Source organism: Nocardia sp. NPDC051900, from assembly GCF_044452545.1.
Classification (GTDB): domain Bacteria; phylum Actinomycetota; class Actinomycetes; order Mycobacteriales; family Mycobacteriaceae; genus Nocardia; species Nocardia sichangensis.
The window spans coordinates 32,058-45,495 of the sequence record NZ_JBITBU010000016.1 but is presented as its reverse complement, the minus strand read 5'-3'; the positions used below and the strand labels follow the sequence as shown (position 1 = coordinate 45,495).

The 13,438-nt window shown below is 69.7% G+C and carries 14 protein-coding genes; 8 read left to right on the top strand and 6 right to left on the bottom strand.

Annotated features, from left to right (window positions below; genetic code table 11):
* Positions 1–63 precede the first annotated feature (63 nt).
* Positions 64–564: a hemerythrin domain-containing protein gene (locus ACIA5H_RS25680; RefSeq protein ID WP_379255785.1), complete on the bottom strand. Its 501-nt coding sequence runs from the start codon at positions 562–564 to the stop codon at positions 64–66.
* 135 nt (positions 565–699) lie between these two features.
* Here ACIA5H_RS25680 and ACIA5H_RS25675 point away from each other — a divergent pair, with 135 nt between their 5' ends.
* Complete coding sequence (locus tag ACIA5H_RS25675) at positions 700–1,188, top strand: CinA family protein (RefSeq protein WP_397077807.1); 489 nt, start codon at positions 700–702, stop codon at positions 1,186–1,188.
* A 7-nt stretch (positions 1,189–1,195) separates the two neighbouring features.
* Here ACIA5H_RS25675 and ACIA5H_RS25670 read toward each other — a convergent pair whose 3' ends face one another.
* The 4 genes from ACIA5H_RS25670 to ACIA5H_RS25655 all read right to left on the bottom strand — a co-directional run bounded on the left by ACIA5H_RS25670 (position 1,196) and on the right by ACIA5H_RS25655 (position 3,533).
* A complete protein-coding gene (locus ACIA5H_RS25670) occupies positions 1,196–1,405 on the bottom strand; it encodes a CDGSH iron-sulfur domain-containing protein (protein ID WP_355080570.1) in 210 nt (69 codons plus the stop codon).
* A complete protein-coding gene (locus ACIA5H_RS25665) occupies positions 1,383–2,036 on the bottom strand; it encodes a HemK2/MTQ2 family protein methyltransferase (protein ID WP_379255787.1) in 654 nt (217 codons plus the stop codon). Before ACIA5H_RS25665 ends, ACIA5H_RS25670 begins: the two co-directional genes overlap by 23 nt.
* A gap of 31 nt (positions 2,037–2,067) precedes the next feature.
* Positions 2,068–3,084 (bottom strand): iron-containing redox enzyme family protein, encoded by a 1,017-nt coding sequence (locus ACIA5H_RS25660; protein ID WP_397077804.1) that lies wholly within the window; start codon positions 3,082–3,084, stop codon positions 2,068–2,070.
* Between the two features lie 113 nt (positions 3,085–3,197).
* Complete coding sequence (locus tag ACIA5H_RS25655; protein WP_397077802.1) at positions 3,198–3,533, bottom strand: Lsr2 family protein; 336 nt, start codon at positions 3,531–3,533, stop codon at positions 3,198–3,200.
* 655 nt (positions 3,534–4,188) lie between these two features.
* Here ACIA5H_RS25655 and ACIA5H_RS25650 point away from each other — a divergent pair.
* The 6 genes from ACIA5H_RS25650 to ACIA5H_RS25625 are packed head-to-tail and all read left to right on the top strand — an operon-like array spanning position 4,189 to position 10,896.
* The gene (locus ACIA5H_RS25650) at positions 4,189–5,328 is read left to right on the top strand and encodes an ABC transporter substrate-binding protein (RefSeq protein WP_379255792.1); all 1,140 of its coding nucleotides are present in this window, start codon (positions 4,189–4,191) and stop codon (positions 5,326–5,328) included.
* A 7-nt stretch (positions 5,329–5,335) separates the two neighbouring features.
* Positions 5,336–6,364 (top strand): ABC transporter permease, encoded by a 1,029-nt coding sequence (locus tag ACIA5H_RS25645; protein ID WP_397077799.1) that lies wholly within the window; start codon positions 5,336–5,338, stop codon positions 6,362–6,364.
* Complete coding sequence (locus ACIA5H_RS25640) at positions 6,358–7,209, top strand: ABC transporter ATP-binding protein (RefSeq protein WP_397077797.1); 852 nt, start codon at positions 6,358–6,360, stop codon at positions 7,207–7,209. Before ACIA5H_RS25645 ends, ACIA5H_RS25640 begins: the two co-directional genes overlap by 7 nt.
* The gene (locus ACIA5H_RS25635) at positions 7,206–8,630 is read left to right on the top strand and encodes a PLP-dependent cysteine synthase family protein (RefSeq protein ID WP_397077795.1); all 1,425 of its coding nucleotides are present in this window, start codon (positions 7,206–7,208) and stop codon (positions 8,628–8,630) included. Before ACIA5H_RS25640 ends, ACIA5H_RS25635 begins: the two co-directional genes overlap by 4 nt.
* Positions 8,627–9,328, top strand: coding sequence for a YcnI family protein (locus ACIA5H_RS25630; RefSeq protein ID WP_379255797.1), 702 nt, complete (start codon positions 8,627–8,629; stop codon positions 9,326–9,328). The genes ACIA5H_RS25635 and ACIA5H_RS25630 overlap by 4 nt, the downstream gene beginning before the upstream one ends.
* A complete protein-coding gene (locus ACIA5H_RS25625) occupies positions 9,325–10,896 on the top strand; it encodes a copper resistance protein CopC (protein WP_397077792.1) in 1,572 nt (523 codons plus the stop codon). The genes ACIA5H_RS25630 and ACIA5H_RS25625 overlap by 4 nt, the downstream gene beginning before the upstream one ends.
* Before the next feature lie 94 nt (positions 10,897–10,990).
* On the opposite strand, the gene ACIA5H_RS25620 is transcribed toward ACIA5H_RS25625, so the two are convergent.
* Positions 10,991–11,731 carry a class I SAM-dependent methyltransferase gene (locus ACIA5H_RS25620; protein ID WP_397077790.1) on the bottom strand — a complete coding sequence of 247 codons (741 nt, stop codon included), beginning with the start codon at positions 11,729–11,731 and terminating at the stop codon, positions 10,991–10,993.
* Between the two features lie 408 nt (positions 11,732–12,139).
* Between ACIA5H_RS25620 and ACIA5H_RS25615 the strand changes: the two genes are divergently transcribed.
* Positions 12,140–13,432 carry a glycosyltransferase gene (locus ACIA5H_RS25615; protein WP_397077788.1) on the top strand — a complete coding sequence of 431 codons (1,293 nt, stop codon included), beginning with the start codon at positions 12,140–12,142 and terminating at the stop codon, positions 13,430–13,432.
* Positions 13,433–13,438 lie beyond the last annotated feature (6 nt).

Genomic DNA, 13,438 nt, shown 5'->3' with positions numbered 1-13,438 from the left:
TTCCCCCCCCCCCCCCCCCCCCCCCCCCCCCCCCGCCGCCCCCCCCCCCCCCCCCCGACCGGATCAGGCCAGCACGGCGTCGACGGCCTTCTTCAAAGCCGACGGCTGCGCGGGCGAGGTCGGCGCCTTCTTCCTCAGCTCTTGCAGCCGCGCCCCGATCTCCTGGAGCTGCTTACGTCCCAGGCGTTCCCGCACCTTCGGGAACCACTCGTTCTCCTCCTCATCGATATGGTGGTCGACGTTCTCGATCAGCACGGTGGTCTTGGCGGTGAAGTGCTCGTCGTCGGGCTTCATCGTCGCCAGCTCGCTGACCAGCACGTCGGCGACGTGGTGCTCCTCGTAGGACTCCAGGATGTCGTCCTCGAGCTCGGGGACGAGCTTGCGCACCTCGGGGTACATGCACTCGTTCTCGAGATAGGTGTGCACGGTGAGCGCCTCAATGATCTTGTTCACCACGTTCGCCTTGGTCCGGATGGCGTCGTCGCCTGCTTTCTCGAACTCCCGGAAGAGTTTTCGGATCGCCTTGTGGTCGTCACGAAGCAGCACGATCGCGTCGGTGGTCATCGCTTTCTCCTTGCGTCGGGGCCGGTTCTCTGCCGACATTCCCGGCGCCGCGCCCCCGAAACCGCGACGTCCGCCGCGCGGCCGGACCCTCGGCGGGTCGTATGGTGAGCCGCGGACAGCACAGGAAGGACGAAGATGCCCCACGCCGACGACTACGCACACGCGCTGGCCGAATTGGCGCAGCGCTCGGAAACCACCGTCGCGGTCGCCGAATCGCTCACCGCGGGCAGGCTGTGCGCCACGTTCGGCGCCGCGCCCGACTCTTCCACCTGGTTTCGCGGCGGCCTCGTCGCCTACAGCTCGGAGGTCAAGCGAACGGTTCTCGGGGTGCCCGACGTGCCGGTCGTGTCACGTCCCGCGGCCGAAGCGATGGCCACCGGTGTCCGGAGCCTGCTGAATGCCGTTGTCGCCGTTGCGGTCACGGGCGCGGGCGGTCCCGACCCGCAGGACGGACAGCCGCCGGGCTCGGTGTGGTTCGCGATCGCCACCGAGCACGACGTGCGCGCATGGCACCATCAGTTCGACGGGGAACCGGAGGACGTGCTCGAGCAGACCACCGCCTGCGCGGCCGAGGCGCTGCTCGACACCGTGCGCGACCTGCGCTCGGACCGTTCGCCGAAGTGACCCGCGGTCACGACGAACGGCGATGCTTACGGTGGCTGGTGTCGCAGAACGGGTAGTTCTTCGAGCGCTTACACAGGCACAAGGCCACCAGGAACCGGTCGGAGCGCACCGTCCGGCCGTCCGCGGTGACGAACTCGACCGGGCCCTCGATCAACGCGGGGCCGTCGGCGGTGAGCGTCACTCGCCGCCACTGCTCATTGCCGGATTCGGTCGGCACGGATCACCACCAGATCTTCCATACGCTGGCCGGGTCCGATCAGCCCGGCCGATTCCAGCCAGTCCGCGCGGCGGCGCAGCACCGGCCCGAACGGCACGGTCGCCCTGGCCACGACAGCGGCCTTCAATTCTCGCTCGCGCAGCTGGGCCAGCGTCGTATCCGGATCCGACAGCGCCGAATGCACGATCAACGCGACACCACGCGGTTTCAACAGGGCGGGCAGCGCCACGCACAACTGGTCGAGGACCGCCCTCCCCCCGGAACCCGCATTCCACGCACGAGCGATGCCGCGCGTGTGGACCCCCACGGGGGCCGGGACATACGGCGGGTTGGCCAGCACCAGATCGAAACTGCGCCCGCCGAGGACCGCGGCGAAATCACCGCGCAGCACCTCGGCCTCGATACCGCGCATCCGGCAGTTCAGCCACGCGGACACCACCGCGGCCCTGGACACGTCCACCGCCGTCACCTTCGAGGCTCCCGCGTACGCGGCGGCGACGGCCAAGGCGCCGGTGCCGGTACACACGTCCACCGCGTGCCCGCCGCTCGGAACACCCGCCTCGGACAGAGCGCGGACGAGCAGCCAGGTGTCCAGCTGCGGCGGATAGACACCGGGGGGTCGAATCAACATCACATTCGCCGGATAGCCCGCCCAGCGGTACTCAATCACCCCCGCTGACCGCCCCGCTGCCGGTTTCCCGCAACGAGCTGCGGCCCGCGCGCCAGGCCTCGAGCACATGATCGGCGAATCGGTCCTCGAGCAGGTTCGTCACCTGGATACCGAATACCACCGACTCGGTCAGCTCGGGCTCCCGCCGGAGCAGATCGCCGATCACGCCGGTGCGCATGACCTGCTCGTGCACCGCGTCGGCTTCGACGTGCTCGCGGTAGAACAGCAGACACGCGGGGTCGGCGGCCAAACGTTCCAGCGCCTCCACCAGCCGCTGCGCGCCCGGCGGCGAGGTGATCTCCACCGTGGCGAAATGCCCCACCAGCGCGCCCCGCCACGACCGGTGCAGCCCGAACAGCGACATCATGTTCATCAGCGCGAGCATCGGCGCGGGCACCACATCCAGATAGTGCAGATAGTCCGGGTTGAGCCCGGCGCCCGCCAGCAGATCGGCATACAGCTGCGCGTGCACGCGCTCGCCGCGCCCGCCTCCGAACTCGTCGAACTCCACCGCCACCAGCGACGCCTTGGCTTGGCCGCGCAGCCGGGGAATCACCCAGGCGTAGGGGTCGGCCTCTTTGTGGTGATAGATCGAACGGTGCACGAAATATTCGCGCATCTGCCACCATTCGCTCTCGTCGCGCAGGAAACGGCTCAACCCCTCCGGGTCGGCGGGCGTCACCAGCAACCGTTCCAGCTCCGCGTCGAGATCATCGCCACCGGACACGTCCTCGCGCAGCGCGCGCAGGAATCGCTGTTCCAGCGCGGCGCGCAGCCCCAGCAGACCCGGGTCCCATTCCCATCCCGCGTCGACGGCCGCGAAACCGTGATAGTGCAGCTCGTAGCAGGTGTGCAGCGCCAGATGCAGGTCTTCGCCGTACGGGTCCACCGAGCCCGGCACCGGCACCGAACCACCTGGTCGGCTGCCCAGCAGTTTCACCACCGCCTCCGACAGCTCGCCGCGCGGGCGGGGCAGGTCCTGCTTCGGAGCGCCTATCGTGACCGTCATACCGATCGTTTACCCGCGTCGAGCGCTGTTATCGCGGCGCGGCGCGGTAAGAATGCCGTGGCCGTCCCCGCAGACGCGAGGACGGCCACGAACCGAGACGAACTGTCCCGGAGCTACCCGTTCGCCTTCTTGTACGCCTCGACCACCTCGGCGGAGATACGTCCACGCGCCGAGACGTCGATGCCGTTCTTGCGCGCCCACTCCCGGATCACCGTGGCTTGTTCCCGGTCGTTCGCCGACCGCACGACACCGCCGCGGCCGCGCCGCGCACGGCCGACCTTGCGGGCATACGGAACCCATTGTTCGAAGAATCCGCGCAACTGACCGGCATTCTCCGTCGACAAGTCCATCTCGTAGGCCACGCCGTCCACGGCGAAAGACACGGTTTCCTCGGCCTGAGACTTGCCGTCGTAGTCATCGACCAGTGTCACGACGACCTTGCGTGCCATACAGATAATCCCTTCACGGTTACCGAGCGCGTGCAGTCGAAAAAACAATCGTAGCCAGTAAATAACAGATCGGTTCCGCCCCCGGAACACCGGGGTCCCCCTCGCGGCGCAGGACGGTTCGCGGCGAACAGCTATTGCGGCAACCGTCGAGCCTCCACATATTGCCCGCGCACCCGGCGCAGTGGCAAACCGCCCTGCCAGGACGAGCGCGACCGGAGAAAGAAGCGGTGGCGGGCTATCGGTGACCGATGTGCGCAATCGACATTCGTACGCTGCATTTCCTTTTTCGAGCGGCAACGCCATCGGCCGAAGCGGCTCCGGCCAGCCGAACAATCCACGCGATCCCGCCGTCGGCGACGGGGCCGGGCAAGACGACACTGGTCGGTCGCGTCGGTGAACCGGACCTCCGAAGCGGGACAACGCGCGAGATCGACGGCATCCCACCCGAATTGCGAACACCACCGCCTGTGCTTCCCCCACGCCGCCGCTGCGACGACAAGGCAGCCGAATTCGATCGCGCTGACGCGAAATATGTCTCCGCGAAGGTGTTGCTGCGAACCTGAGAGCCTCCGGCGCTTCGGCTGATCGGTGCGCCCGGCCCGCCGGAATCTCGGGCGCGGTGAACCGTCGGCCAGCAGGGAAAGGCATCGAGCACATGGCAGACAACGACGATCAGCACGCCCCGGAGCAGGGCGGCGAGCCGGACGACGCGCTCACCGCGCCCGCGGACCCGCCCGCCCCGGTGGATCCGGAGGACGAGGATCTGGCAGCACCGGCGGAACCGGACACTCCCGCACTGTCGCGGCGCAAGCTGTTCGCGGGCGCGGGCATCGCCGCGGCGGTGGTCGCGGGCGGCGGCCTGGCCGCGTGGCTCACCACACGCCGCACTCCCGGCGCCGGAGGGGTGAACCGCGCCCTGAAGATCGGCTACGGCGGCGGCGTCTGCGAGGCGCCGCTGTACGTGGCGCATCACGAGAAGATCTTCGAGAAGCACGGATTGGATGTGCAGATCGTCAAAACCGGCGGCGACGAGATCAAGGACGCGGTGGGCGCGGGCAAACTCGACGCGGCGCCGGGCATCTTCTTCTCCTGGCTCAAACCGATCGAACAGGGCATCGACGCCAAACTCGCCGCCGGGCTGCACGAGGGCTGCCTGCGCATCGTGGTGCCCCCCGACAGCCCGATCAAGTCCGTCGCCGAGCTGCGGGGCAAGCCGATCGGCGTCGGCGCGATCGGCGATTCGGCGATGTCGTTCTTCTCGTTGGACCTGCTCGACGCGGGCATCAACCCGAGCGAGGACATCGACTGGCGGGTCTTCGCCGCCGACCAGCTGACCGACGCGCTGGTGCGCGGTGACATCGCCGCGATCGCGGCCAGCGACCCCAACGGCCTGCTGCCCACACTGAAGGGCAAGGCTCGCGAACTGACCAACAACTCCCAGGGCACCAACCGGCAGCTCTACTGCTGCGCGACCGCCATCAACGGGCGGCTGCTGCGCGAGGACCCGGACGTGGCGCGGGCGCTGGTGACCGCGTGGGCCGAGGGCAGCCGATGGGCGGGCGCGAACATCCCGCAGGCCGCGGCCATCGAAGTCGACAACAAGTACGTCGCGGCGGACCAACCGACCATCGAAGCGATCCTGAAGACCTACGGGTACAACCCGTCGGCGGCGCGACTCGAGAGCGAGATCACTTCCGGCATCGTCAAATTCGCCAAGACCGGCTACCTCGACCGCAAGACAGATCCGAACGCGCTGGCCGGCAAGGTCTACGCGGATCTCGGGCTGAACTGGTGACACCGCGATGACGACAACGGCCGACACCGCCGCCGTCCGGGCCGATTCGACCTCTCCTGCGACGCGGCCGCCGGAAACCGCGGTGACACGTTATCCGCCGACGCTCGGCTTCGCGCTCGCCTGGGCGGTGTGGGCTCTGACCGCGGTGGTCACGCTCGCGGTCCCGGACGGACTGGACGTCGCGGCGCCGCTGGCGGCCGGAGGGCTGTTCACCGCCTGGACGGCGGCGCTCACGCTGTGGGCGGCCTACGCCTACCGCGACCGCGCGGCCACCCTGCGGCTGCGGTACTGGACACCGTGGATCGCGGTGCTCGGCGTCTGGGTGCTGTTCTGGGAATTCGCCACCGCCAAGACCGGGTGGCTGCAACCCCCGCATTTCGCGTCGCCGCAGCAGATGCTGCTGGTGTTCTACAGCGACGCGGGCCTGCTCGCGTCGAGCACGTGGCATTCGATGCTGCTGCTGGCGGTCGGGTTCGTCATCGGCGCGGTCGCGGGCCTGAGCACCGGCATCGCTCTCGGCTGGTCGAAACTCGCCGCCTACTGGGGTAATCCGGTGCTGCAGACCGTCGGCCCGGTGCCGGCGGGCACGCTGCTGCCGGTGGTGCTGGTGCTGTTCCCCACCACTTACAGCGGCAGCATCTTCATGGTCGCGTTCGGTGTGTGGTTCCCGGTGGCGGTGCTCACCCGCGCGGGCATCGCGGGGGTCGCGCGCGGCTACTTCGATGTCGCGCAGACTCTCGGGGCGTCCAAGCATTTCCTCGTCTGGCGGGTCGCGGTGCCCGGCGCTCTGCCGAGCATCTTCACCGGACTGTTCATGGGTCTGGGCGCTTCGCTGGCCGCGCTGGCCGTCGCGGAGTTGCTCGGCGTGAAGAACGGTCTGGGCTGGTACATCCAGTGGACCAAGGGGTGGGCGGCCTATCCGCGGATGTACGCGGCGATCGTGATCATGGTGGTGGTGTGCCGCACGCTCATGCTGCTGCTGTTCCGTGTCCGCAACCGCGTGCTGGCCTGGGAGAAGGATCTGGTGCGATGGTGAGCGGCGCGGCACGCGGCAGCGCGGTCGAGATCGATGCGGTCTCACATCAATTCGCGGTGGCGGGCGCACGCCCGCGCAACGTCGTCGAGCGCCTGCTCGGGCGGCCCGCACCCGAACCGACCCGCGCCCAGCAACTGGGCCGGCTGCGGGTGCTCACCGACGTGTCCCTGCGGATCGAAGCGGGGCAGTTCGTCGCGTTGCTCGGGCCGTCGGGGTGCGGCAAGTCGACTTTGTTGCGATTGCTCGCGGGACTCGAGCGGCCGTCGCGGGGCGTGCTGCGCGCCGACGGTGCGCCGATCGATGGCCCGGATCCGCACCGGGCGTTGATGTTCCAGGATCCGACATTGTTCCCGTGGCGGACCGTGGAGCAGAATGTCGCGCTCGGACCGCAGGCTCGCGGCACCCTGGCCGAGGACCGGCCCCGGGTGGCCGAAGCCCTCGCACTGGTCGGTCTCGACGGTTTCCGGGACACGTATCCGGCGCAGCTGTCCGGCGGGATGGCGCAGCGGGTGGCGTTGGCGCGGGCGCTGGTGAACCGGCCGCGGCTGTTTCTGCTCGACGAGCCGCTCGGCAAGCTCGACGCGCTGACCCGCGCCACGCTGCAGACCGAGATCGTCCGGCTGTGGCGGGAGGACGGGTTCACCGCCGTGCTGGTCACCCACGACGTCGACGAGGCGTTGCGGCTGGCGGACCGGGTCGTGGTCTTCTCCGCCCGGCCCGGGAAGGTGGTGCGGGACGTGCCTATCGAACTGGCCCGGCCCCGCGCACATGACGATCCGGAATATCTGCGGCTGCGGGGCGAGATCCTGCGGCTGCTCGGCGAGACAGGCAGGGCCGTCGCGTGACCGCAACCCACCCGCGCACGAGCGGGGTCTTCGACTCCGTCACCGACGCGATCGGCAATACCCCGCTGGTCCGGCTGAACCGGGTCACCGAGGGGATCACCGCGATGGTATACGTCAAACTCGAGTACCTCAATCCGCTGGGCAGCGTGAAGGATCGGGCCGCACGGTCGATGATCGACGCCGCCGAGGCCTCCGGTGAGCTGCGGCCCGGCGGCACGGTCGTAGAGGCGACCTCCGGCAACACCGGCATCGCGTTGACCGCCATCGCCGCGACCCGCGGCTACCGAACGATCGTGGTGGTGCCGGACAAGACCAGCGAGGAGAAGATCGCGCTGTTGCGCGCCTACGGCGCACAGGTGCGGGTGACCCCGGGCGGGCGGCCGGCCGATCATCCGGAGCACGTGCGCACGGTCGCGACCCGGCTGGCCGCCGAGATCCCGGGCGCGTGGTTCGCCGGGCAGTACGACAATCCCGCGAATCCGGCGGCGCACCACCGGACGACGGGTCCGGAGATCTGGGCCCAGACCGGCGGGCGAATCACCCACTACGTCGCGGGCGTTGGTACCGGCGGCACCGTCACCGGCGCGGGCGAGTACCTCAAAGAGGTGTCCGGGGGCGCCGTCCGCGTGATCGGCGCCGACCCGGAGACCTCCGTCTACGGCGGCGGCGACGGTCGTGCCTGGTACGTCGAATCCGTCGGACACTACCGGCATCCCGACACCGAGGACGACCAGTGGCCCACCTCGTATCACCCCGCCGTCGTGGATCACATCGAGCGGATCGGTGACCCGGAGGCACTGGAGGTGCTGCATCGCCTCGCCCGCGAGGAGGGGCTGTTGCTGGGCGGATCGTCGGGAACCGCGATCGCCGCCGCCCTGCGGGTCGCGCGGACACTGCGGTCGGACGACGTGGTGGTCGTCATCGCCCCGGACTCCGGTCGCTCCTATCTCACCAAATATTTCGACGACCAGTGGCTCGGCCGTTTCGGCTTCGCGCTGCGCGACCGAGTGACCGGACCGACGGTGGCCGATGTGGTGGGCGAGGTCGCCGGAAGTCCGCGCACCATCCCGTCGGATGCGACCGTCGCCCACGCTCGAACGCTGCTCGGCGCGGCACCCGCGCTTCCGGTGCTGTTGCTGCGCGACGAGACCGGACCGGTCGTGGTACCGGAAATCCTCGGCGCGGCGGTCGCGACGACGCTGGCCGGTGCGCCGGACGACGACCCCGTCATCGTTCATCTGGCACCGCCGCTTCCGGTGGCGGGCACCACGGAACCGCTGACCCGCGCCGCCGCCCGGATCTCCGGCCATTCCGGGCCGGTCGTGGTGGCGCACGAAGGGCGGGCCATCACGCTCGTCGACGCCGCGCGCATCACGGCCGCGGCGCGGGAACTCGGAGAACGACAGGGAGGTTCGCAGTGAGACGTCTGGCCGCCACGGCCGCGATGGTGCTGGCCGGGCTGTGCGCCGGACCGGGAATCGCGGCCGCGCACGTCACGGCCGGCGCACCGGACGCGGCCCCCGGCGGGTACAGCGTGGTCACGCTGCGGGTTCCCACGGAATCCGAGACGGCGGGCACCGTGCGGCTGGAAGTCGGCCTGCCCCTGGACCATCCGCTCGCCGTCGTACGCACCGCCACGACACCCGGATGGGATGTGTCGACGCGCCGCACCACGCTACCCGCGCCGATCGACAACGGGCACGGCGCCACGGTGACCTCGGCCGTGTCGTCGGTGACGTTCACCGCGCAACCCGGGTCCGCCGTGCGGCCTGGGGAATTCGGGGAATTCCGGCTGCTGCTCGGTCCGCTGCCGGATGTCCGGGAACTCGCGCTGCCCGCGATCCAGACCTACAGCGACGGCACCGTGGTCTCCTGGATCGAACGCAGCACCGACGGGACACCGCCCGACAAACCGGCTCCGGTGGTGCGTCTGAGCGCCGAATCCGGCCACAGCGGGCACGAGGCGCCCGGCGCCACCGCGGCGGCGTCCGCGCAATCGCCTGTAGATCCGCGGAATTCGGATTCCGGTGGATGGGTCGATTGGATCGCGCTGGTGGTGGCGCTCGGCGCGCTGGCTCTGGCGGCGGCGCCGTTCGTGCGCGGCGCGCGCAGCCGGTGACCGTCCTGGCACGCGAACTGCTGGCCGGGCTGTTCGCGGTCGCGGCCGTATTACTGGCTCCGTCGGCGGTCGCGTCGGCGCATGCCGTGCTCGTCGCCACCGACCCCGCGTACGGTGCGACCGTCCCGGACGCTCCGACGCGGGTGACGGTGCGTTTCGACGAACCGGTGACGGCGGCGGGCGCCGGTGTCACCGTCTCCGACAAGGACGGCCGCCGGGTCGACACCGAGGCGGTGTCGGCCGCCGACGGCGGCCGTGCCGTCGCGGTCGGAGTGCGGCCCGAGCTGCCCACTGGGACGTATCTGCTGAGCTGGGTGGTGCTGTCCGCGGACGGTCACACGGTCAGCGGTTCCAGTGTGTTCGGTATCCGGGTGCCGCCCGACCTGACCCTCGGCGATCCACCTCGTGATCCGATCGCGGTCACCGCCGACGGCGTAGCCAGGATGCTCACCGCCGTCGGATATCTCGGTGTGGTGCTCGCGGTCGGCGTCCCCGGGGTGACGCTGCTGGTGTGGCGTGCGGGGACCAGGACGGCGCTGGTCGCGCAACTGACCGGGATCGGGGCGGTCACCGTCGTCGCCGTCTCGCTACTCGGGCTCGCCATGACACCGGCTCGCCTCACCGGCCCCGACGGCTGGGCCGATCCACAGGTGTGGGCGCAGGCTCTCACATCCTCGCCGGGTGCGGCGGCCGTGGTGCGCGCTGTCGCCGGTGCCGCGCTCGCGGCCGGTCGGTCGCGACCGAAAGTGATCGCCGTCGCGGGAGCGGTGATCGTCGTGGCGACGGCGGAGTCGGGCCACGCCCTGGCAGGGGGAGACCGACCCGCCGCGTTGTTCTCCACCGCGGTCCATGTGCTCGCGATGGCGTTGTGGGTGGGTGCCGTCGTGCTGGCCGTCGCGGTCCGGCGGCGGCCCGACCGCTCCGCCCTGCTCCCGCGCTTCGGCCGCGTCGCGATCGCCGCCGTCACCGCGCTCGTGCTGACCGGCGTCTATCAGAGCCTCCGCTCGGTCGACCCGCTCGCGGCACTGTGGACGACGTCGTGGGGTCGGCTCCTGCTGCTCAAATCGGCGCTGGCGCTCGCCGCGGCCGGTGTTGTGCTCGCCGCGCGACGAATCGTTCGCGGCCGCGTTCCGCACTCGGCGCTGCGCCTCGAATTCGTCCTTCTGGCGGCCGTTCTGGTGGTGACCGGTGTCCTCGCGGGCACGACACCGGCCAGGGACGCCTACGACCCGCGGATCACGGTGACCGCCGACCTCGGCCGGGCACGAGCCGAGGTCACCGTCGACGGCGCCGGTGCGGGCGAACAAGAGCTGACCGTCCACCTGCGCGACGCGAGCGGAACCCCGATCGACGCCTCCGCCGTCACCGGCCGACTGACCCGTGCCGGCGATGCCTCGGTCCCCATCGACGTTCCCTTCCGACGGATCGAGCCCGTCGAACTGGGCCCGCACTATTTCGTTTCCCAACCGGTGCGCGTTGCCCTCCCCGGCTATTGGCAGTTGCGGTTGACCGTCCTCCTGGACCGCACCACCGGCTACACCGCCACCGTGCCTTATCGCGTGTGGTGACGGGATCGGTACGCCCCAGCGCGTTCCGCGCGTTCGACCCACCACCGGCGAGGACACGTCGCCCCGGACGACGACCCAACCCGCAGCGCCGGGCTCAGCCGCCGGGCTTCTGCCAGACGGAGACGTGTCCGCGGCTCTCGCTGGTGAACGGTTCGCGTGTCCACCCGTCCCACCGCGCATCCAGCCGCAGGCCGGCGATCTCGGCCATCAGGTCCAATTCCGCGGGCCACACGTAGCGGAACGGAATCGATCGGTAGCTGCCGCGTCCCTCGACGACCTCGAGGTAGTTCGAACTCATCGTCTGCGTGGCGATGTCGTACTCGTCGTAGGCCCATTTCGACGATCCGGTCCGAGACAGCACCGTGTTGCGGCCGGGCGCCAGCCCGCGCAGTTCGGGCATCATGACTTCGACGACGAAGCGGCCGCCGGGTCGGAGGTGGGCCGCCGCATTGCGGAAGCAGGCGACCTGACCCGCCTGGGTGGTCACGTTCATGATCGTGTTGAACACCAGGTAGACCAGCGAGAATCGGGACGTCAGCTTCGTGGACGCGAAATCTCCGATGGTCACGGCGATCTCGTCGCCGCCGGCCTTGGCACGCAACCGGGCGAGCATCGCGGGTGACGTATCGATGCCGTGCACGGGAACTCCGCGCGCGGCGAGCGGCAAGGCGATCCGCCCCGTTCCGATGCCGAATTCCAAGGCCGGGCCATCTTCGGCCGACTCTGCCAAAAAGGTCACCGCCGGGTCGACGACGCCCGGCTCGAACATCGCGGCCGAGGACTCGTCATAGGTGGCCGCGACCTGCTCGCCGAAGTAATCGTCGGTATCGCGCATCCGGGCACCGTAGCGCGCCGGATCCGCTTGACGCCCCTTGTTTTCCGGTCGGCTCGGCCGTGGGTTCCAGGGCCGCTACCTCCCAGCACTGAGAAGAATGCACCCCGGTCCGCGCCTAGTCTGGACGACGCCCGGTCGAGCCGGGATACTGGCCTGCGCCGGTTTCGCGGAACCGACCACGCCGGGTTCGGCGCGGTCCGTCGGCTCATCGTTCGAACGAAAGGACCAACTCTCGATTCTGCAGACAGGCAATCGGCCCGTTGAGAACGGCGGGGGGCCGAGTACCGTTCCGAACTCTGTCGAGCGAGCGGGACGTCCGCGGGAGGCGGACCCCGACAACGAACCAGATGTCGGCCGATTCGTGGGATTCGGCCGGACGAGCCCAGTGCACGAGCGGAAGTCGATAGTATGCGTGTGGCCTTGTTGCCCGCAGGTACCCGGGGCGATCATCAACCATATCTCGCGTTGGCGCAGGAATTTCGCGCCCGCGGTCACGAGGTGGACATCACCGCCACCCGCAATCAAGCGCAGATCGTGCGCAACGCGGGCTTCGAACCCCATGTGATTCCCTTCGACGCCGCCGAACTGCTCGAGACGACCGCGGCCAAGCGGGCGCTGGCCTCCGGCAAGACGCTGCCGTTCGTGCGCATCATGCTCGACACGGTGCGGATCATCGAAGGTGAGCGCGGTGTCGCGATGCACGAGGTACTCCTGCGCGCCTGCACGTCCGCGGACGTCGTCGTCGCCTGCGCGTCGACGCTGCCGTGGGCGATGGAGTTCCGTGAGAAGACCGGGACGCCGGTACTGGGCTGCCTGCCCTATCCGCTCGAACGCACCGATGAGTTCCCGTCGTCGTTCATGGCGAAGAACATGACCTCGTCGCGCACGCTGTCACGGGCGAGCTACAGCCTGTTCGAATGGTCCTATACGTTCCTGTATCGCAAGGTCGACCGGCAATTGCGCCGTCACATGGGCCTGCCAGGCAGGCCGCGCAATCCTTTCCGGCGCCTGCGTGCGGAGCGGATACCGCTGGTCCACATGGTGAGCCCGGTGCTGTTGCCCAAGCCGCACGATTGGCCGGACCGCGCGACGATCGTGGGCGCTTCCGTTCTGCCGCAGCCGCTGCGTGACGCCTGGGGCGAAGCGGTCATCGATCCGGGGCTCGACGCGTGGCTGGACGAAGGGTCGCCGCCCATCTATTTCTGCATGACCGGAATGCCCGTGCTGGATCCGGTGGAATGCCGCGAGATGATCGCGACGGTCTGCGCGCGCTTGGGCGCGCGGGCACTCGTCACGGTGAAAGGCGAGGGATTCCCGAAAGGGTTCAGCGCCGACCGCAGCCTGCTGATCATCGATTCGTTCGACTACGACCGCGTCCTGCCGCGGTGCTCCGCGGTGGTGCACCACGGCGGCAGCGGCAACACCCATGACGTGGTGCGAGCGGGGATCCCGGCCGTGGTGATCCCGGTGCACAGCGATCAATTCTTCTACGGCTGGCGCATCGCCGCGCTCGGCATCGGAGCGACCTTCCCGTATCGCACGATCACCACCGATCGTCTGCATCGCGCGTTGGCGCAGGTCTTGACGCCCCAGGTGCGGCAGCGAGCGGCAGAGGTCGGCCACACGGCCGCGAAGGAGAACGGCGTGCCCGCGGCGGTCGACGCCGTCGAGAAACTCGCCGCCGCGACCCCCCGACCATGAGCTGCC

What these genes read in the sequence shown, in the direction of transcription:
- ACIA5H_RS25665 (WP_379255787.1), bottom strand. Translation starts at nt 2,036, where the DNA reads ATGTTGATTCGACCCCCCGGTGTCTATCCGCCGCAGCTGGACACCTGG.
- ACIA5H_RS25640 (WP_397077797.1), top strand. Translation starts at nt 6,358, where the DNA reads ATGGTGAGCGGCGCGGCACGCGGCAGCGCGGTCGAGATCGATGCGGTC.
- ACIA5H_RS25675 (WP_397077807.1), top strand. Translation starts at nt 700, where the DNA reads ATGCCCCACGCCGACGACTACGCACACGCGCTGGCCGAATTGGCGCAG.
- ACIA5H_RS25680 (WP_379255785.1), bottom strand. Translation starts at nt 564, where the DNA reads ATGACCACCGACGCGATCGTGCTGCTTCGTGACGACCACAAGGCGATC.
- ACIA5H_RS25650 (WP_379255792.1), top strand. Translation starts at nt 4,189, where the DNA reads ATGGCAGACAACGACGATCAGCACGCCCCGGAGCAGGGCGGCGAGCCG.
- ACIA5H_RS25645 (WP_397077799.1), top strand. Translation starts at nt 5,336, where the DNA reads ATGACGACAACGGCCGACACCGCCGCCGTCCGGGCCGATTCGACCTCT.
- ACIA5H_RS25620 (WP_397077790.1), bottom strand. Translation starts at nt 11,731, where the DNA reads ATGCGCGATACCGACGATTACTTCGGCGAGCAGGTCGCGGCCACCTAT.
- ACIA5H_RS25655 (WP_397077802.1), bottom strand. Translation starts at nt 3,533, where the DNA reads ATGGCACGCAAGGTCGTCGTGACACTGGTCGATGACTACGACGGCAAG.
- ACIA5H_RS25660 (WP_397077804.1), bottom strand. Translation starts at nt 3,084, where the DNA reads ATGACGGTCACGATAGGCGCTCCGAAGCAGGACCTGCCCCGCCCGCGC.
- ACIA5H_RS25615 (WP_397077788.1), top strand. Translation starts at nt 12,140, where the DNA reads ATGCGTGTGGCCTTGTTGCCCGCAGGTACCCGGGGCGATCATCAACCA.